Source organism: Salinivibrio sp. SS2 (assembly GCF_001722075.1).
Lineage (GTDB): Bacteria > Pseudomonadota > Gammaproteobacteria > Enterobacterales > Vibrionaceae > Salinivibrio > Salinivibrio proteolyticus.
The window spans coordinates 1-19,001 of record NZ_MEBP01000097.1 but is presented as its reverse complement, the minus strand read 5'-3'; the positions used below and the strand labels follow the sequence as shown (position 1 = coordinate 19,001).

23 protein-coding genes are annotated in these 19,001 nt (G+C 50.9%); 13 read left to right on the top strand and 10 right to left on the bottom strand.

Going from position 1 to position 19,001, the window contains the following annotated elements; genetic code table 11:
* Positions 1-240: 240 nt before the first annotated feature.
* The 7 genes from BGK46_RS11980 to BGK46_RS11950 all read right to left on the bottom strand — a co-directional run bounded on the left by BGK46_RS11980 (position 241) and on the right by BGK46_RS11950 (position 6,781).
* Positions 241-1,107 carry a hypothetical protein gene (locus BGK46_RS11980; RefSeq protein ID WP_069589568.1) on the bottom strand — a complete coding sequence of 289 codons (867 nt, stop codon included), beginning with the start codon at positions 1,105-1,107 and terminating at the stop codon, positions 241-243.
* Positions 1,108-1,236: 129 nt separating this feature from the next.
* Positions 1,237-1,869, bottom strand: coding sequence for a cAMP-activated global transcriptional regulator CRP (crp, locus tag BGK46_RS11975; RefSeq protein ID WP_002535199.1), 633 nt, complete (start codon positions 1,867-1,869; stop codon positions 1,237-1,239).
* Between the two features lie 251 nt (positions 1,870-2,120).
* Positions 2,121-2,990, bottom strand: coding sequence for a phosphoribulokinase (locus tag BGK46_RS11970; RefSeq protein ID WP_069589567.1), 870 nt, complete (start codon positions 2,988-2,990; stop codon positions 2,121-2,123).
* Between the two features lie 59 nt (positions 2,991-3,049).
* On the bottom strand, positions 3,050-3,268 hold the full coding sequence (locus BGK46_RS11965; protein WP_069589565.1) for a YheU family protein: 219 nt from the start codon (positions 3,266-3,268) through the stop codon (positions 3,050-3,052).
* Between the two features lie 147 nt (positions 3,269-3,415).
* Positions 3,416-4,378 (bottom strand): hydrolase, encoded by a 963-nt coding sequence (locus BGK46_RS11960; RefSeq protein ID WP_069589563.1) that lies wholly within the window; start codon positions 4,376-4,378, stop codon positions 3,416-3,418.
* On the bottom strand, positions 4,365-4,910 hold the full coding sequence (locus tag BGK46_RS11955) for a TIGR02444 family protein (protein ID WP_069589562.1): 546 nt from the start codon (positions 4,908-4,910) through the stop codon (positions 4,365-4,367). Before BGK46_RS11955 ends, BGK46_RS11960 begins: the two co-directional genes overlap by 14 nt.
* Positions 4,853-6,781 carry an ABC transporter ATP-binding protein gene (locus BGK46_RS11950; protein WP_069589561.1) on the bottom strand — a complete coding sequence of 643 codons (1,929 nt, stop codon included), beginning with the start codon at positions 6,779-6,781 and terminating at the stop codon, positions 4,853-4,855. The genes BGK46_RS11955 and BGK46_RS11950 overlap by 58 nt, the downstream gene beginning before the upstream one ends.
* A gap of 176 nt (positions 6,782-6,957) precedes the next feature.
* Here BGK46_RS11950 and kefG point away from each other — a divergent pair, with 176 nt between their 5' ends.
* From kefG to slyD, 4 genes are read left to right on the top strand one after another with little or no spacing between them, the layout of a single operon-like run.
* The gene (gene kefG / locus BGK46_RS11945) at positions 6,958-7,542 is read left to right on the top strand and encodes a glutathione-regulated potassium-efflux system ancillary protein KefG (RefSeq protein WP_069589559.1); all 585 of its coding nucleotides are present in this window, start codon (positions 6,958-6,960) and stop codon (positions 7,540-7,542) included.
* Complete coding sequence (gene kefB / locus BGK46_RS11940) at positions 7,532-9,331, top strand: glutathione-regulated potassium-efflux system protein KefB (RefSeq protein ID WP_069589558.1); 1,800 nt, start codon at positions 7,532-7,534, stop codon at positions 9,329-9,331. The genes kefG and kefB overlap by 11 nt, the downstream gene beginning before the upstream one ends.
* 9 nt (positions 9,332-9,340) lie before the next feature.
* Positions 9,341-9,544: a YheV family putative zinc ribbon protein gene (locus BGK46_RS11935; RefSeq protein ID WP_077455134.1), complete on the top strand. Its 204-nt coding sequence runs from the start codon at positions 9,341-9,343 to the stop codon at positions 9,542-9,544.
* A gap of 50 nt (positions 9,545-9,594) precedes the next feature.
* A complete protein-coding gene (slyD, locus tag BGK46_RS11930; protein WP_077455135.1) occupies positions 9,595-10,083 on the top strand; it encodes a peptidylprolyl isomerase in 489 nt (162 codons plus the stop codon).
* A gap of 95 nt (positions 10,084-10,178) precedes the next feature.
* On the opposite strand, the gene BGK46_RS11925 is transcribed toward slyD, so the two are convergent.
* The gene (locus tag BGK46_RS11925) at positions 10,179-10,400 is read right to left on the bottom strand and encodes a SlyX family protein (protein ID WP_069589556.1); all 222 of its coding nucleotides are present in this window, start codon (positions 10,398-10,400) and stop codon (positions 10,179-10,181) included.
* A gap of 17 nt (positions 10,401-10,417) precedes the next feature.
* Positions 10,418-11,401, bottom strand: a complete 984-nt coding sequence (locus BGK46_RS11920) for a WD40 repeat domain-containing protein (RefSeq protein ID WP_069589554.1) — start codon at positions 11,399-11,401, stop codon at positions 10,418-10,420.
* A 126-nt stretch (positions 11,402-11,527) separates the two neighbouring features.
* Here BGK46_RS11920 and fkpA point away from each other — a divergent pair, with 126 nt between their 5' ends.
* The 9 genes from fkpA (at position 11,528) to tuf (ending at position 18,797) form a co-directional block, all read left to right on the top strand.
* The gene (gene fkpA / locus BGK46_RS11915; RefSeq protein WP_069589552.1) at positions 11,528-12,316 is read left to right on the top strand and encodes an FKBP-type peptidyl-prolyl cis-trans isomerase; all 789 of its coding nucleotides are present in this window, start codon (positions 11,528-11,530) and stop codon (positions 12,314-12,316) included.
* A gap of 125 nt (positions 12,317-12,441) precedes the next feature.
* Positions 12,442-13,164, top strand: a complete 723-nt coding sequence (locus BGK46_RS11910) for a helix-turn-helix transcriptional regulator (protein ID WP_069589551.1) — start codon at positions 12,442-12,444, stop codon at positions 13,162-13,164.
* On the top strand, positions 13,161-13,553 hold the full coding sequence (tusD, locus tag BGK46_RS11905; RefSeq protein ID WP_069589550.1) for a sulfurtransferase complex subunit TusD: 393 nt from the start codon (positions 13,161-13,163) through the stop codon (positions 13,551-13,553). The genes BGK46_RS11910 and tusD overlap by 4 nt, the downstream gene beginning before the upstream one ends.
* Positions 13,554-13,561: 8 nt before the next feature.
* Positions 13,562-13,915 (top strand): sulfurtransferase complex subunit TusC, encoded by a 354-nt coding sequence (gene tusC, locus BGK46_RS11900; RefSeq protein WP_069589548.1) that lies wholly within the window; start codon positions 13,562-13,564, stop codon positions 13,913-13,915.
* 9 nt (positions 13,916-13,924) lie between these two features.
* A complete protein-coding gene (gene tusB, locus BGK46_RS11895; protein ID WP_069589547.1) occupies positions 13,925-14,215 on the top strand; it encodes a sulfurtransferase complex subunit TusB in 291 nt (96 codons plus the stop codon).
* A 179-nt stretch (positions 14,216-14,394) separates the two neighbouring features.
* Positions 14,395-14,769: a 30S ribosomal protein S12 gene (gene rpsL, locus BGK46_RS11890; protein ID WP_069589545.1), complete on the top strand. Its 375-nt coding sequence runs from the start codon at positions 14,395-14,397 to the stop codon at positions 14,767-14,769.
* A gap of 97 nt (positions 14,770-14,866) precedes the next feature.
* The gene (gene rpsG, locus BGK46_RS11885; protein WP_069589544.1) at positions 14,867-15,337 is read left to right on the top strand and encodes a 30S ribosomal protein S7; all 471 of its coding nucleotides are present in this window, start codon (positions 14,867-14,869) and stop codon (positions 15,335-15,337) included.
* 75 nt (positions 15,338-15,412) lie between these two features.
* Positions 15,413-17,509, top strand: a complete 2,097-nt coding sequence (gene fusA / locus BGK46_RS11880; RefSeq protein WP_069589542.1) for an elongation factor G — start codon at positions 15,413-15,415, stop codon at positions 17,507-17,509.
* Between the two features lie 103 nt (positions 17,510-17,612).
* Complete coding sequence (tuf, locus tag BGK46_RS11875; RefSeq protein WP_069589541.1) at positions 17,613-18,797, top strand: elongation factor Tu; 1,185 nt, start codon at positions 17,613-17,615, stop codon at positions 18,795-18,797.
* Here tuf and BGK46_RS17755 read toward each other — a convergent pair.
* On the bottom strand, positions 18,787-19,001 hold a 215-nt coding region (locus BGK46_RS17755), incomplete at its 5' end, for a hypothetical protein (protein WP_217492739.1). The genes tuf and BGK46_RS17755 overlap by 11 nt on opposite strands.

Below are 19,001 nucleotides of genomic sequence, written 5' to 3'. Positions count from 1 at the left end.
GAGGTTTCTGCCGGTCGTTGGGGATCTGGAGAAATGCAGCGAGCGCCAGCAAGCTATGCAATGCCCAACCAGTGGTTCGATGAGCTGGGGTTAGTTAATATTGAACAGGTAAGGACAGGGCATGTGTTTAGCATTTATGCTGAATGGAAGTGTGCATGAGCCGTATACGAGGTCCGTATGTACGGTTCTGTGAGAGGGATGAGGCGGCAACGCCTCACCCTACTCGATGGTTGGCGGTGTTTAGCGACTTTCAATATCGAGCCAGAATTTATCGTCAATTGCCTGAGTCTCATTACTCAGATGTGGGTTGTCGACCCGAATAAAGGTGCGCTCACCAATATTGGCTTTCTCAAAGGTCTCTTTTACCAGAGGGGCATTCTCAAAAAATTCGATGAAGGATCCGTCTTGATAGGCGGCCGCAAAGGCATCGTTGAGCATGGTCGCTACCTCTGGGTTTTGGGGCGATACAAACAAGAACATTGGGAAGCGGTAGATTAGCATTAAGTGCGGATCAACCAACAGATTTGTATATTGAGGTCGCTCTGCCAGCTCGCTAAAAGGCTCGATAAGCGCACGCGGGAAGAGGTCGGCCCGTCCGGTATCGACGCCTTTAAAGATATTCTCAAAGCTTGAGATTTCTCGAACCCGAAATCCCGCCGACTGCAAGACCTTCACATCCGCCCAGCCTTGCCCTTGGATCATGGTCAGATTATTGAGCCCAGCTTGGTCACTGATTTGTGCAAGCTTGGGTTCGGTGGCTTGATTGGTAATGAACAAGCGATGGCCTAATAGACCCCGAAAGACTGGATAACGGATGGGAAGTAACTCTGACTCAAGGGTACGGTCGGCCCCGAGCCAATCTACCGTCAGTCGTCCTTGTTTTAGCATTTCCACTTTACGAGACTGAGAGCCAATTTGGCCTTGAAAGGCCTGTAAAGTGACAGACTCACCCGATTTTTCCGCTAAAAACTCAATCAAGTCGATAGCGTATAAATCGAGGGCAGAGCCAGCCCGTGGTTCTGGATGGACAATGGTGATATTCGCCGCAGCAGTTGAAGAAACCGCCGCGAGTAGCAATGCAGCAAGGGTTTGACGTAAGCTTCTCATAAACGACATCCTGTTAATCAGTTGTTAGATGGGTCGTTTCTGAAGTGTAGAACTTAGGTAATTAGTTTCCAGTCAATAAAAACAAAAAAACCGACGCAAAAGCGCCGGTTTTGTCGCAACACGCGAGGATTAGCGTGTGCCGTAAACCACAATGGTTTTACCGTGAGCTGAGATAAGGTTCTGCTCTTCCAGCATTTTAAGGATACGCCCAACCGTCTCACGCGAACAACCAACAATCTGACCAATCTCTTGACGTGTGATCTTGATTTGCATGCCGTCAGGGTGAGTCATGGCGTCAGGTTGCTTCGCCAAGTTAAGTAGGGTTTGCGCAATGCGGCCGGTCACGTCCAGGAAGGCAAGGTCTCCCACTTTCTGGCTGGTCACTTGCAGGCGACGCGCCATCTGAGAGGACAGACGCATCAAAATGTCTGGGTTAACTTGGATCAGCTGGCGGAATTTCTTGAATGAAATTTCTGCCACTTCGCAAGGTGATTTCGCACGTACCCATGCGGTGCGCTCTTGGTCCTCTTCGAACAGACCAAGTTCGCCGATGAAGTCACCTTGGTTAAGGTAAGACAGGATCATCTCCTTGCCTTCTTCATCTTTGATTAGTACGGCCACAGAACCTTTCACGATGTAGTACAAGGTCTCCGCCTTTTCCCCTGCATGGATCAGAGTACTTTTGGACGGGTACTTGTGAATATGACAATGTGAAAGGAACCACTCGAGTGTAGGGTCTGTTTGAGGTTTTCCTGGAACCATATAACTTATTTCCTCTGCATGTGTTGCCCGGCAACGACGTCCTGTCTTTGTCTGAATGGAAACCCATCAGTCCAATGCACAGAATACGAGGTCTTGGCGCAGGCTACAAGCTCACTGTATGTTAACAAGAGTGTATCTTTTTTCTATCTGGATTTCTTGATTTTGATCTAAGCCAACCGCCTAAAAAATCGGCAAAAATGTGGCTAAGATCACGACCTGAGAAGTAATACACGTTAAGTGCGCTACGGCGGTTAACCTATCTTGCCTTTCTCAATCAACTGTTGGATCAAGGGGCGAATAATCAGCTCCATCGCAAATCCCATTTTACCGCCGGGCACGACCAGCGTGTTGTGCCGAGACATAAAGGCGCCACTGATCATTTGCAGTAAATAAGGAAAATCGACGTTCTTCATGCCACGAAAGCGGATCACAACAAAGCTTTCGTCGAGTGAAGGGATCCCTTTTGCATTCAGCGGGTTGGATGTGTCTACGGTCGGGACACGTTGGAAGTTAATATGTGTGCGAGAAAACTGCGGCGTAATGTAGTGCAAATAATCATCCATGGAGCGCACGATCGAGTCCGTGACAGCCTCGCGGGAATGGCCTCGGTCGCGCGTATCGCGGACAAACTTTTGAATCCACTCCAAGTTAACGATAGGCACCATGCCGATTAGTAAATCAACATGTTGGGCGACATTGACGTCACCATCCACCACCCCGCCATGCAAGCCTTCATAAAATAATACGTCGGTATTTTCAGGCAGATCTTGCCAGGGGGTGAAGGTGCCCGGCATTTGGTTATAAGGCACGGCTTCATCAAAGGTGTGTAGATAACGACGGTATTTACCTGTGCCTTGTTCGCCATATTCTTTAAAAAATTGCTCAAGGCGTGGGAAGTCGTTGGCCGTGGGACCAAAGTAGCTAATATGACGACCTTGTTCACGGGCTTTACGGATCTCAACATCCATTTCTGGCCGCGTGAAGCGGTGAAAGCTATCGCCCTCTAACCAAGAGGCTTTGATGTTCATCATATTGAACATCTTACGAAACGCTTCGGAGGTCGTGGTTGTGCCTGCGCCGGATGAACCGGTCACAGCGATGATTGGGTGTTTAGCCGACATGACGAGCCCTGTCATTGATCAGTCTGAATTTACACCGCAGCCCACAAGGGGAGGCGGTGTTACGGTCTGAGATCGCGCTGACGACGAATATCCACTGTCTCATGCAGCTCAGAGTATACAATCACGGCGTCGCCGGATTTTAATTGTTCACGCACTTGTTCAACTTTCTCAGCAAAGCTGACTTCCTGCTCACCGTAATCTGTCCCTTCCCGCAACACAAAGTGTTCAATTAAATTGGTCAAGGTCTCGGCTGGCACAGATTGCCATGGAACCATCATACTACATCACCTTTTGCTGACATCGGGATGGCACGGACGCCATCTCCATGCTTAGGTTGTGAATTAGCTCCCATTTTACCGAATTATGCGTGTAGGTGCAGTGTGTCTATGTCGATTTAGTCACAATTTATCGTGACGATTGGGGCATCAGGTGCCGAGTTGCTCAGCTATCCACGCGGGCACTGCCTCTTCCAACCATAAACGCGGTGCACGCCAATGGCCAGTGACAAACCCAACATGTCCGCCATGGTCAGTGAGTTGATAGCGTATATTGGCCGGTAATGGCGTGGTTGGGATCACCGCATCAGTCATAAAAGGATCGTCTTTGGCATGAATGATGGTCAAAGGGGCGCGGATCGCAGGCAATACGGATAAGCCACTGCATTGCTGGTAGTAATGATGTGCGTCCTCAAACCCATGCAGTGGTGCGGTGACGGTTTGATCAAACTCGAATAAGGTCGAAATACGGGGCTGCTCGCCAGCTTGCCAGCGACCTACTTGGGCGTGTCGCGTAAGCTTATCTGACAGGGTTTGCCGCATCGAGCGGAGTAGGTACGCTTGGTAGACACGTGAGAACCCTTGCTGAATGCGTAACGAGCAGGCGGCAAGGTCTAAGGGGGGTGACACTGCGCAGCCGCTGGAGACAATCGGATCATCCGCATACTCTGCCAAATAGCGCACCAGCATGTTGCCGCCTAGCGATACGCCCACGGCATGAATGGGATGCTGAGGATAACGCATGCGCAATGTGGTCAAAAAATAGCGCGCATCCTGTGTCTCGCCTGAGTGATAAGTGCGCGGGACGCGGTTTAAGCGGCCACTGCAACTACGAAAGTGCATCACCACACCGCACCAGCCTTGGCGCTGAAAAGCAGCCAGTAATCCATTCGCGTACGGGCTATGAAAACTGCCAGCGAGGCCATGAAAAAGCACCACTATCGGTTGGCCGGGCTGAGGCGTCTGTGTCCAAGCGAGATCGACGAAATCACCATCCGGTAAATCCAGCTGTTGCCACAAAGGGGAGATCACGGGTTGCCGCCGCATCAGCCGTGGCATGATGGTTTGTAGATGAGGATTACGGGCGCTGGGAATCGGTTCAAAGGGCGTCATTAGCGTCTCCTTGATCATCTTCTTTAACCACACCGGCGCGCAGAGTGGGATAGAGCGATTTGGCCGAGGGCGAGAGCTGACGGCAATAATACGCCAACGGCGAGGGCGACTCGGTCAGCCATGTTTGTTGATTCAAGGCGTGGATGAGGTCTTGTTGTTGGAACTTCTCGAGGCTGAGCTCGAAATTCAGCATTTTTTTATATTGTCCCGCGCCAACGCGCGGTTTGATATCGCGACGTAGGTTGCGGTAGGCAATCAGCAAATGCTCAGAGCGGCTGAGCGATTGTTTAAGTTGGCTGAGGCTCTCTGGGGCTAGGCCATAGCCATGGCTTTCCAGCCAAGCCAGCAACAGGGCAAGGTTGACGTTGCCCTGATGCTGATCTTGCAATTTAAGACACGCCTGTTTGACGTCTTGCTTGCCATAGTGTTGCAAACAAAACTGCCACAGGTCGGCTGCATTCGCTTGGCCGGGAATTAGGCTTGATTGAATGCCGCCTCCATGGCTTCCAGTTCTTCCTGTCGCTCCATCCATTCTTGCTCTACCTCTTCCAGCGCTGATTTGGCATCAGCCTGGCGTTGTAATTGTTCCGCGAGTTGGGCTTTTTGGTCTGCGCCATAAATTGTTGGGTCGGCCAGTTTGGTCTCTGCATCGGCAATAATGGCAGAGAGCTGTTCGATTTTTGTGTCTAGGCTGTCAATTTTTTTACGAAGTGGCGCTGTTTTTTGGCGAAGTTCGGCCTCGCGACGCTTTTGTGCCTTACGATCGACCTGACGTTGCTGGGGGGCGGCTTTGTCATCGGCGTTTTGTTTTTTACTTTCCGCGCGGTCGGCACGCTGTTGCTCGCCAAGCCAGCGATGGTAGTCGTGTAAGTCACCGTCAAAGGGTTGCACCGCGCCGTTGTCGACAAGATAAAGATCGTCGGTGGTCGCGCGCAGCAAAAAGCGATCATGGCTTACGATCACCATCGCCCCTTCAAACGATTGTAGGGCAAGCGTCAAGGCTTGGCGCATATCTAAATCAAGGTGGTTAGTCGGTTCGTCAAGCAGCAGCAGGTTAGGCTTTTGCCACACCAATAACGCTAATACCAAGCGTGCCTTCTCGCCTCCCGAAAAGGGGCCAATGGTCTCAAGCGCTTTATCACCCTGAAAGCCAAAGCGCCCTAAGAAGTCACGTAGCGTTTGCTCGGCTGTGGTGGGCGCAAGGCGATTCATATGTTGCAGTGGGGTTTCGTCAATGCGCAACGTGTCGAGTTGATGCTGCGCAAAATAGCCAATTTTTACCCCTTGGGAGTAACTGAGCTCACCGGCCATGGCTGGCAAGGTGCCAGCAAGAAGTTTGATCAGCGTAGACTTACCCGCACCATTGCGGCCTAACAAACCAATACGCGCGCCAGGGACCAGGTTGAGGCGGATATTTTCCACAATCGGTGTCTTGTCGTACCCCGCAGCGACTTTGTCCATCATCAAGATAGGATTTGGGAGCGCATCTGGGGTGAAAAAGGTAAAACTAAATGGATTATCGTATTGCGCCGGCAACACCTTTTCCATCCGCTCCAGTGCCTTAATCCGGCTTTGCGCTTGGCGCGCCTTTGAGGCTTTATAACGAAAGCGGTCGATGTAAGATTGCATGTGGGCAATCTGCTTTTTTTGCTTTTCAAACTGCGCTTGTTGTTGCGCCAGCTTCTGCGCCCGCATCTGCTCGAAGTCGGAATAATTGCCCGTGTATTCATTTAGCTGTTGATGCTCAATATGAATAATACGGTTGACGACAGGATCCAAAAAGTCCCGGTCGTGGGAAATCAGCACCAAGGTACCGGGGTATTGCTGCAGCCACTTTTCCAGCCACATCACGGCATCTAAATCGAGGTGGTTGGTTGGCTCATCAAGCAGCAAGAGGTCGGAACGACACAGCAGTGCTTGGGCAAGGTTTAAGCGCATCCGCCAGCCGCCCGAAAATTGCGTGAGTGACCATTGCATTTGCGCCTGACTAAAGCCCAAACCGTCGAGCAAACTGGCGGCGCGCGCCTCAATACTGTAGCCACCAATGGCATCCAGTTTATCGTGTAAGGTCGCCACGGCATGACCGTCATCACTTTGTTCCGCATCCGCTAAGGCCATCTGCAGTTCACGGTATTCGGCATCGCCATCAATGACATACTCGAGCGCACTTTTTTCCAGTGCGGGCGTTTCTTGTGCCACCCAAGCTACTTGCCATTGGCTAGGATAATGATAGCTGCCCGCATCTAACGTCAGCTGGTGGCGAAGCAGTGCAAACAAGCTGGATTTGCCACAGCCGTTTTTGCCGACCAATCCGACTTTGTCGCCGGGATGGATGGTGGCAGAGGTATGATCGAGCAGTGGCTTGCCACCGCGCAGTAATTGGATGTCAGAAAAGCTAATCATGATTATTCAGTGCGCTAGTGTGGTTTGGGTGCGTCGTCGTTATACCAGCTTGGTGCGGGGATTGCCAAATTTCCCCGTCAGTCGGCCTAACTGGCGCGATCTGTGTTGTGTGTTTTGTGTGTTAAGGTTAAAAACAAGCATGAAAACTGACTCTTGCCGTGATAACAAGGATGCCTATGCCCAATGACAAGGATGCACATCAAGACCCCGCGTCGGTGTTGGTGATCTTTGCCCATCCCGACCCTGATCAGTCGGTGGCGAACCGACGTCTGCTTGCCGCTATCTCTTCGTTTCCGCATGTGACTGTTCACGATATTTACGCAACTTATCCCGACTTTGTGGTTGATGTGCACGATGAGCGCCGACGGGTGCAACAAGCTGATGTGATTGTTTTTCAACACCCGCTACAAATGTATTCCTGTCCGGCGTTGTTGAAAGAATGGATTGATGTGGTGCTAGGCAAAGGTTTTGCACATGGCGAGGGAGGCGATGCGCTAGCAGGAAAAACCTGCCGTTTTGTCGTCACCACCGGAGGGGCGGCTGAGGCGTTCACCAAAAGCGGATACAACAAGTATTCGATGCAAGAGCTTCTCCAACCGTTTGAGTTGACCGCCGCCCTGTGCCGCATGACGTGGCTCCCGCCGCTGGTCTTGCACTGGGCTCGTCGTGTGAGTGATGCCGATCGGGATGCGTTTGCGGAACTGTATGCCGATTGGATTCGTGATCCGCTCGCCCATGCGGGAGGTGAGCATGGAGCATAACTTGCTTTCCGCGGCCTTTATTTTCCTGTTAGCGGCGGTGATTGCCGTCCCACTCGCGCAGCGGTTAGGGATGGGCTCGGTATTAGGCTATCTGATGGCCGGCATCGTGATTGGTCCATGGGGGCTCGGGCTTATCAGCGATGTGGAGTCTATTCTCCATTTTTCTGAATTCGGGGTGGTATTGCTGCTGTTTCTGATTGGCTTGGAGCTAAATCCTAAAAAACTGCTGCAGATGCGCCGGCCGATACTGGGCCTGGGCGGCAGCCAAGTGGTGGTGACTACCTTGGTGATAGGTGCCGTCGGGGTGATGTTCGGACTGACGGAACGGCAGGGCTTTATTGTGGGTATGGCCATGGCGCTTTCCTCTACCGCCATTGCGATGAAAATTATGGAAGATCAGCGCCTTATGCGCAGTGAATCCGGTCAAGCAGGGTTTGCGATTCTGTTGTTTCAAGATATCGCGGTCATCCCTATGTTGGCGATGATGCCCGCACTGGCAGGAGGCAGCCTCGGCAGCTGGTTAGATGTGCTATGGATGTTTATGGGCATTGGCGCACTGTTGGTTGGCGGGCACTTCTTGCTTCGGCCTCTATTCCGTTTGGTGGTCATGAGCGGGGTCAGCGAGCTGTTTAACGTGGCAGCACTGGCCTTGGTGATTGGCATTGCGCTTGCGATGCAGCAGTTGGGTCTTTCGATGGCGTTAGGTTCGTTCCTAGCAGGTGTGCTGCTTGCGGAGAGTGAGTATCGCCACGAACTCGAAACCGCCATCGACCCCTTTAAAGGGTTGCTGTTAGGGCTGTTTTTTATTGCGGTCGGGATGGCGGTGGATCTCGGTCTACTGCTTGAATATCCGCTGACTTTGCTCGGTGCGGTACTTGCACTGGTGTGCGGTAAGGCGTTACTTATCTATCTGCTTGCGCGTCTATTTGGTGTGGCACCTAAAGCGCGCAGTCAAATGGCAGTGTTGCTTAGCCAAGGCGGTGAATTTGCTTTCGTGATCTTTACGGCGGCACGCGCAGAAGGGTTGCTTAGCCAAGAATTGAATGCCTTCTTGCTGGTGGTGGTGAGTCTGTCGATGATGACCACCCCCTTGATGCTTACCTTGCAGCAACGCTGGTTTGAACGCACTTTTAATGAACCAGAGGAGTTACCGCCACAGACGCAATTTGATCAACATGACGCGCGCGTCATCATCGCGGGCTTTGGTCGGTTTGGTCAGGTGGTCGGTCGGTTGATGTTTGCCAACAAAATTGGTGTCACCATCTTGGAACGTGATCCCACCCAAATCAAGCTATTACGCAAGTTCGGGTATGATGTGTATTACGGTGATGCGACGCAGCTTGATTTACTTCGGGCGGCAGGGGCGCAAAGCGCAGAGGCGATTGTGATTTGCACCGACTCGCCGGATGAAGTGATGGAGATTGTTGATCTTTGTCAGCAGCATTTCCCTAACTTAAAGATATTAGCGCGAGCACGAAGTCGGGTTGAGGCTTATCAGCTCATGGGCTTAGGCGTTGAAACCTTGTCGCGGGAGACATTTCTTGGCGCGCTTGATTTAGGTCGACAGACGCTAGAGTCTTTGGGAATGCACCCTTATAAAGCAAAACGTGCCGAGGTGTTGTTCCGCAAGCTAGATATGCGGGTATTGCAAGACCTCTTACCCCAACATAATGAAGATATGGCCGCCGCTTCACGCGTGAAAGAGGCGCGTAAAGAATTGGAAGAGATCTTTGATCGGGAAATGCGTGGTGATATTGAGCGCCACCAGAGTTGGAACCGAGATGAATAGGATGGAATTGTGAAAAAGCGCTTTATTGCCGGGGCGGCGTGCCCCAAATGTCAGCGTCAAGACACCTTGCGAGTTTGGCGCGAAAACAATATTGACAAAGTGGAATGTGTCAGCTGCGATTACCATGAGAGTCGGCTTCCGGATTCGGCACAGCAGTCACAGTCTGAAACCCCGCCGGCAGAGAATGTCATTGGGATCTTTAAACCGGAGTAGGGAATCCGTTATCATCGGCAGTCCATTAACCTTCCGGTCTCGGAGCGAGCATGAAAATTGCAAATGATGTGGTGGTCAGCCTGGCCTACCAAGTAAAAAATGAAGACGGTGCGTTAGTTGATGAATCAACAGCGCAAGAACCCCTCCAGTACCTACACGGTCACCGTAACCTGATCGTTGGTCTGGAAAAGGCACTGGAAGGTCGTGAGAAAGGCGACGCGTTTGAAGTGACCGTAGGTCCTGACGATGCATACGGTGAGTATCAAGAAGCCATGGTACAACGCGTACCGGCGAACGTATTCCAAGGCGTAGACCAAGTGGAAGTCGGCATGCGCTTTATGGCGGAAACTGACCAAGGTCAGATCCCGGTTGAAGTCACCGAAGTTGACGGTGACGAAGTTGTTGTTGATGCCAACCACATGCTGGCAGGCCAAACTCTGTCATTCTCTGTGGAAGTGGTTGATCTACGTGCAGCAACCGAAGATGAAATTGCTCATGGCCATATTCACCAAGAAGGTGGCTGCGGTCACGATCACTAATCAGTGATTAGCAACGAGAAAAGGCGCCGGTTTGGCGCCTTTTTTTATTTCATATCCGCCGTCTTTAGGCGTGTATCGACACCAGCGCTTGGCCATTAATAATGCGGCGGTGGGGTTTCTTCCGATTGGCTGGCGATGTTGGCCGGCGCAACGTCCTTCAGTTTGCCGACCAAATACTGAATTTGCACTGTCATACGCTCAATATCGCCTTGCTGTTGGGTGAGAGCGTCATTGAGCTGTTCTATTGTGTCTTCTTGAAACGCGACCTTGCACTCTAGATCGTCAATTTGTTGCTGTAATTTGCCAATCTCACTCATTTTTGTTTCTCACTGCATTAAGGGGTGTCGGTTAACCAAGCCTGGGCGATGCCCGCCGAGGTACCGGAAATCACACGGCCGGTTGGGTCGATAGCGACATCATACACGACCGCGCTGGGAGGGCGAGTATTGGGTTGTGCCAATGCCTCCCAACGTCCTAGATTCTCACCGGTCTGAACATCCCAAAGCTCGACCCGCTGTGAGGGGGTACCGGTGGCGAGTCGGCGGCCGTCATCGGAAAAGCGTGCACTGGCATAAATCGCTTGGCGCGCAAAGATATCCAATTGACTGACTTTTTCACCGCTGGGTAAGGCCCAGATAATCGCTTGATTGCTGCCATCCGAGACAAAGGCATACTTCCCTTCCCGTTGCAGCGCCACTTGCTTTACCCGTTGGTCATAAGGAAAGTCGTTGATAATTTGCCCGGAATTAGTGTCCCAAAAATAGGCATGATGGTCATTGCCCCCTGAGAGGACGTAAGCGCCGTTCGGAGAAATGGCGACTGCATTGACTTTATCGCGATGGGCAAGGAACTCTAAGCGTCTTCCTGTGCCTAAGTCGATGAATAGCGCTTTGCCGTCCGACATCGCGAGGACCACTTTTTGGCCGTTGTTGCTGATAGCCGCATCACGGATAATGCCTTCAGAGACCGACCACAAGCCCTCGGCTTGGCTCCAGGCAAGATCCCAGACAGCAAAATTTTGCGCGGTCGCGGTGATGGCATAGCGTTTATTGTCGGAGATATGGCTGACCACCACAGGGTTTGCATTGGGATCTTGTGGCCCAAGATCCGCCAGCTTTTGGTTGGTGACCAGATCCCACAGCACAATGTCGGTTTCTTCGGAGGCGAGCAGCGCAAATCGCCCGTCTCTACTCAGGCTAAAGCTGGTGGCGCCTTCAGGATGGATTGACCAACGCTGGGCTTCTTTGCCAGACTGCCAACAGCCAGTTAGCGTGATGGCGATGAGAAAAATGCAAACAATGTGGCGAATTTTGGGCATGATGCTTGAGTTCCGAAACGTGCAGCCATATAACCACGAGTATATTGATAGAATCAGGCTTTCGCATTGTTGATGCGTCAGTGACAACCATACGAGGATTTATCCTTACCATCAACGGAGTACCCAATGAAATCAGTAATGAAGATGTCGCTACTCGCGGCAACCGTTGCCCTTGCCGTCGGCTGTCAACAAGACGACGCCAACGTCGAGCAGACGAACCAAGCCGCTGAGCAGGCGCAAGCGGAAGCGTCGTTTGCTAATGATGACGACAAGGCAGCCTACGCGATTGGTGCGTCTTTAGCGCAATACCTCAACGCCAACCTAGAGCAACAAGCCGACATCGGTTTGGATTTAGATAAAGAGTTGGTATTGCAAGGGGTGCAGGACGTCTTTAATGGCGAATCCAAGCTGACCGACGAGCAAGCGCAAGCGGCACTGCAGTCACTCGATCAACGCGTGACTGAGCTGGCCCAGCAACAAGCCAAAGAAAAAGCAGAAGCTGCGCTGGCTGACGGTGAAAAGTATCGCACTGAATTTGCGAGCCAAGAGGGCGTGAAAGAAACCGAATCTGGCTTGTTATACAAAGTGGATAGCTTAGGTGACGGTAAAAAACCCGCGGCGGAAGACACTGTGGTGGTGCACTACAAAGGCACGCTAACGGATGGTACCCAATTTGATAGCTCTTACGATCGTGGCGAGCCAGCAACCTTCCCGCTTAATCGTGTGATCCCAGGTTGGACCGAAGGGGTGCAACTGATGCCGGTTGGATCTAAATTTACCTTCGTGATCCCGCCAGAGCTGGCTTACGGTGACCAAGATACGGCGTCCATTCCTGCTAACTCAACGCTCGTGTTTGATGTTGAGCTACTGGAAATCAAAGATGATGCCAACAAAGAGAAGGCGAGTGAAGGGTAAACCTGACGCTTGTTTTCGCGCCAAAATGCCTCGGCTTTGCCGGGGCTTTTGCTTTTTTAGGGCTGGATTCTGTTAAACTTGGCTGAGATAAACACAGATTCACTGTCGAATAAGGATAGGCGTACGTGGTACCGACAGAGCATTTTGGCGCAGAAATCATGACAGAAAGCGAGCTCATTGAGCCGAATCCATTTACTGCGCAAGACAGTGTGATTTTACACTCTTATGCCGCGGTCGTAGACGGCTTGGCTGCGCTAATTGGCGAGCATTGTGAAATCGTACTGCACTCGCTAGAAGACTTGAACAAGTCAGCAATCAAAATTGCTAATGGTGAAAACACCGGTCGCCAAGTGGGGTCTCCCATCACGGATTTGGCCTTACGGATGTTGCGGGACATTGAAGGGTCTGAGCGTAATTTTTCTCGCGCCTACTTTACGCGCGCGAAAAGTGGCACCTTAATGAAATCGATCACGGTTGCCATCCGCAATGGTGAAAGCCGCATTATCGGGCTGTTATGTATCAATATAAACTTGGATGCCCCTTTCTCTCAGGTGCTGCAAGCGTTTATGCCTGATGATCAAGCCAAGCAAGCCGCCTCATCGGTTAATTTTGCCAGTGATGTAGAAGAGCTGGTGGATCAAACCGTTGAGCGTACCATTGAAGAAGTCAACGCGGATAAAAGCGTGTCTAATAACACCAAAAACCGCCAAATAGTGATGGCGCTTTATGATAAAGGGATCTTTGATATCAAAGATGCTATTCATCGTGTCGCTGATAGGCTCAACATATCGAAGCACACTGTGTACCTTTACGTGCGCCAACGCAAAACGGGAGACGGGGAAAAATGAGCCTCAATTACGTACTCGTGGTCTCAGAGCCGGCTTATGGGACGCAACTTGCGCGTACGGCCTATCAATTTGCGTGTGCGGCCATTGCCAAAGGACACAGTGTCAGCAAAGTGTTTTTCTACCAAGATGGCGTATTAAACGGGGCTGCGACAACGGTGCCAGCGAATGACGAATTTGACTTGGTTAATGCATGGCAGACCTTAGCCAATGAACATCAGGTACAACTCGAAACCTGTGTGGCTGCCGCATTACGTCGAGGTATTGTGAGTGAGCAAGAAGCGATGCAGCATGGCTTGTCACAAGCTAACCTGGCTGATGGGTATCAACAAGCTGGTCTCGGTGCCTTGGCAGAAGCCTTGTTGACAGCCGATCGTGTACTGCAATTTTAAGAGGACGTATGCAACTCGGGTTTGTTTTTTCAACCGCACCGCATGGCTCAGCGAGCGGACGTGAGGGGTTAGATGCGCTGTTGGCGGCATCCGCTTTTTGCGAAACGATTAGCGTGTTCTTCATTGGCGATGGCGTGATGCAATTGATTGATGGGCAGCGCCCAAGCACAGTGCTGAGTCGCGATTATATTGCCAGCTTTAAAATGCTACCGCTGTGTGATGTCGAAGATATCTATATTTGCCAAGCGTCACTGACGGCAAGAGGCATGGGTGATGCGGCGCGCGTGTTGACGGGCGAAGTGCTGGAACGTGAGCATATTCAGGCAAAGCTCGCTCGCTGCGATCGCATCCTGCATTTTTAAGAGAGTCAGATGCTACATATTATCAAATCGTCCCCTTATGCAACGCATGCGCTGTCGCACTGTTTGGCGTATGCCACCCCTGACAGTGTCATCGTTTTGATCAATGATGCAGTCCTCGGCGCACTGGCCGATAGCCCTCTGGGTGCGGCGCTTTTTACAGATAACCATTCGGTTTATGTGCTAGAAGAAGATGTGATGGCCCGTGGGGTACAAGCGCATCTACATCCGCAAGTTAAACAGATTGATATGCAAGGGTTGGTTCAACTCACCGAGGATCACGTCACGCAAATGACATGGTGATCGACTAGGCTATCGAAGGATAAAAATGCCTTCCTTGCTATCGGTGAAAAAACAGACGATGCAAAGATCTCTGTATAAATCTTGACACCCTATAAGTCGGCGCCTAAAATTTCGCGTCCCCGTTTTATTGGGGATAGATTTTTCACACTTATACGTTAAGTAATATCAGGAGCTATTTAATGGCAACTATTAACCAGCTGGTACGCAAACCACGCCTGAAGCAAGTTGCGAAAAGCAACGTGCCTGCGCTGGAAGCGTGTCCGCAAAAACGTGGTGTTTGTACTCGTGTTTACACCACTACGCCAAAAAAACCAAACTCAGCACTGCGTAAAGTATGCCGTGTGCGTTTGACTAACGGTTACGAAGTAACCTCATACATCGGTGGTGAAGGCCACAACCTGCAAGAGCACAGCGTTGTGCTTATCCGCGGCGGTCGTGTAAAAGACTTGCCGGGTGTGCGTTACCACACTGTTCGTGGCGCACTTGACTGTGCAGGCGTTAACGGCCGTAAACAAGGTCGTTCTAAGTACGGTGTGAAGCGTCCTAAGTCTTAATGGATTCCGTTAAGTAAGGCCAAACACTCAAACAATTGAATTTTGAAAAAACTGAAAAGTTTTGGATAAAACCTGAAGAAGACAACGGAGATAATCCATGCCACGTCGTCGCGTAATTGGTCAGCGTAAAATTCTTCCAGATCCTAAGTTCGGATCAGAATTGCTGGCAAAATTTGTGAACATCCTGATGGTTGACGGTAAGAAGTCAACTGCTGAAAAAATCGTTTACGGTGCACTAGACATCATGGCTGAGCGTTCTGGTAAAGAGCACTTGGCTGTATTCGAACAAGCTCTTGAAAACGTACGCCCAGCGGTAGAGGTTAAATCTCGCCGTGTAGGTGGTTCAACTTACCAAGTACCAGTAGAAGTACGTCCTGTGCGTCGTAACGCGCTGGCTATGCGTTGGTTGGTTGAAGCTGCTCGTAAGCGTGGTGAAAAATCTATGGCTCAGCGCCTGGCCAACGAGATGCTTGATGCGTCTGAAAACAAAGGTACTGCTGTTAAGAAACGTGAAGACGTTCACCGTATGGCAGACGCGAACAAAGCGTTCGCACATTACCGCTGGTAATGCCTTCATGGCGCGTCACTTCGGTGGCGCGCCGAACCCATTTTCTAAGGTTAACCTTAGTAAGAGGATACTATTGTGGCTCGTAAAACCCCTATCGAGCGCTACCGTAACATCGGTATTTGTGCTCACGTAGACGCCGGTAAAACCACGACTACCGAGCGGATCCTGTTCTACACAGGTCTGTCACACAAAATCGGTGAGGTTCATGACGGCGCAGCAACCATGGACTGGATGTCGCAGGAGCAAGAGCGCGGCATTACTATCACCTCTGCAGCAACTACCACTTTCTGGGCAGGTTCTGATCAACAATTTGAACAGCACCGTGTCAACATCATCGATACTCCAGGACACGTTGACTTCACTATCGAAGTAGAGCGTTCACTGCGTGTTCTTGATGGTGCGGTTGTTGTTTTCTGTGGTTCTTCTGGTGTTGAGCCTCAGTCTGAAACCGTATGGCGTCAGGCTGACAAATACGAAGTTCCACGCATGGTTTTCGTCAACAAGATGGACCGTGCGGGCGCAGACTTCCTACGCGTTGTTGATCAAATCAAAAACCGCCTTGGCGCGACTCCTGTGCCAATTCACTTGAACATTGGCGCAGAAGACCAGTTCAAGGGCGTTATTGACCTGATCAAAATGAAAGCGATCAACTGGAATGAAGAAGACATGGGTATGACTTATACCTATGAAGAGATTCCAGCTGAGCTTCAAGAGCAAGCAGAAGAGTGGCACAACTTCTTGGTTGAGTCTGCTGCAGAAGCGTCTGAAGAGCTGATGGACAAGTACCTTGAAGAAGGTGAGCTGTCTGAAGAAGAAATCAAGAAGGCGCTGCGTCAGCGTACTCTAGATAACGAAATCGTACTGGCAACCTGTGGTTCTGCATTTAAGAACAAAGGTGTTCAGGCAGTACTGGATGCGGTTATCGAATACTTGCCTTCACCAATCGACGTTAAGTCAATCAAAGGTGAAGACGAAGCTGGTAACCCAATTGAGCGTCACGCGGACGACAAAGAACCGTTCTCAGCGTTGGCATTCAAAATTGCAACTGACCCATTCGTAGGTACGCTGACCTTTATGCGTGTTTACTCGGGCGTTGTTAACTCAGGCGACACTGTTTACAACTCTGTTAAGCAGAAGCGTGAGCGTCTAGGCCGTATCGTACAGATGCACTCGAACAAGCGTGAAGAAATCAAAGAAATTCGCGCCGGTGACATTGCAGCTGCAATCGGTCTAAAAGACGTGACCACTGGTGATACTCTGTGTGCGATGGATTCAAAAGTAATCCTAGAGCGTATGGAATTCCCTGATCCAGTTATTCAGATCGCGGTTGAGCCTAAGTCTAAAGCAGACCAAGAGAAAATGGGTATCGCACTAGGTAAACTAGCAGCAGAAGATCCATCTTTCCGCGTTGAGTCTGACGAAGAGTCTGGCCAGACCCTGATCTCTGGTATGGGTGAACTTCACCTAGACATCATCGTTGACCGTATGCGTCGTGAGTTTAACGTTGAATGTAACGTTGGTAAGCCTCAGGTAGCGTACCGTGAAACTATCCGTGGTAGCACGGAAGTTGAAGGCAAGTTCGTTAAGCAATCAGGTGGTCGTGGTCAGTTTGGTCACGTATGGCTGAAGCTTGAGCCATCTGAGCCAAACGAAGGCTTTGTCTTTGTCGACGAAATCGTTGGTGGTGTGGTTCCACGTGAATACATCGGCGCGGTAGCGAAAGGCGTTGAAGAGCAAATGGCAAACGGTGTACTTGCCGGTTACCCTGTGCTTGACGTTAAAGCAACCCTGTACGATGGTTCTTACCACGATGTTGACTCCAACGAAATGGCGTTTAAGATCGCTGCATCAATGGCATTCAAGAAAGGTGCACTGCAAGCGCAACCTGTTATGCTTGAGCCAATGATGAAAGTAGAAGTAACTACGCCAGAAGAGTGGATGGGTGACGTTGTTGGTGACTTGAACCGTCGCCGTGGCCTGATTGGCGGTATGGACGAGGGCCCAGCGGGTCTGAAGATCGTACGTGCTCAGGTACCACTGTCTGAAATGTTCGGTTACGCCACTGACCTGCGTAGTGCAACTCAGGGTCGTGCTTCATACTCAATGGAATTCAGCGAGTATGGCGAAGTGCCTAAGAACATTGCCGACGCCCTGATTGCAGAGCGTAGCTAATTTTTATTAGTCTCGATGCCGGCGTGTTGTCGGCATCCAATACTGACTTCTGAGCTAGTTAGGTGTTGATACCTTTAGCTCACAACTAGGAAGGAAGACGATCGTGTCTAAAGAAAAATTTGAACGTACGAAACCGCACGTTAACGTTGGTACTATCGGCCACGTTGACCACGGTAAAACTACTCTGACTGCCGCTATCTGTACTGTACTTGCAAAAGTACACGGTGGTGCAGCGCGTGACTTCGCATCAATCGATAACGCACCAGAAGAGCGTGAGCGTGGTATCACCATCGCGACTTCGCACGTAGAATACGATACGCCAACTCGCCACTACGCGCACGTTGACTGCCCAGGGCACGCCGACTACGTGAAAAACATGATCACCGGTGCAGCGCAAATGGACGGTGGTATCCTAGTAGTAGCAGCGACTGATGGCCCAATGCCACAGACTCGTGAGCACATCCTGCTAGGCCGTCAGGTAGGCATCCCATACATCATCGTATTCATGAACAAATGTGACATGGTTGATGATGAAGAGCTACTTGAGCTAGTTGAAATGGAAGTACGTGAGCTGCTTTCAGAGTATGACTTCCCAGGTGACGACTGCCCAGTTATCCAAGGTTCAGCGCTAGGCGCTCTGAACGGTGAAGAGCAGTGGGAACAGAAGATTGTTGAGCTAGCGGAAGCACTGGATTCTTACATCCCAGAGCCAGAGCGTGCAATCGACAAGCCGTTCATCCTGCCAATCGAAGACGTATTCTCAATCCAAGGCCGTGGTACCGTAGTAACTGGTCGTGTTGAGCAAGGCATCATCACCGTTGGTGACGAAGTAGAAATCGTGGGCATGAAAGACACCACCAAGACCACTTGTACTGGTGTTGAAATGTTCCGTAAGCTTCTAGACGAAGGCCGTGCAGGTGAGAACGTTGGTGTTCTTCTACGTGGTACTAAGCGTGACGAAGTTGAGCGTGGTCAAGTACTGGCGAAGCCTGGTTCAATCACCCCGCACACCAAGTTCGAGTCAGAAGTATACGTACTGTCTAAAGACGAAGGCGGCCGTCATACTCCGTTCTTCAAAGGCTACCGTCCACAGTTCTACTTCCGTACAACTGACGTGACCGGTACTATCGAACTGCCAGAAGGCGTTGAGATGGTAATGCCTGGTGACAACATCAAGATGGTTGTTGAGTTGATCGCGCCAATCGCGATGGACGAAGGTCTACGTTTCGCTATCCGTGAAGGTGGCCGTACCGTAGGTGCTGGTGTTGTTGCTAACATCATCGCGTAATGCGTTGAGTTAAAAACATACCACTGAAAAGGAGCGCATTGCGCTCCTTTTTTGTTTGCCCAGCGAAGCTGGCAAACCCGTCAGGTTGAAAGAAACCTGAATCGCCCCGACTGAGGGGAAGATAATCCGACTCGCAAGGGCGTTGCTGGCCAACGGCAGGGTCTGAAGGAAGCGATAGGAAGTTCGAGGCACCCATCGCAAGTG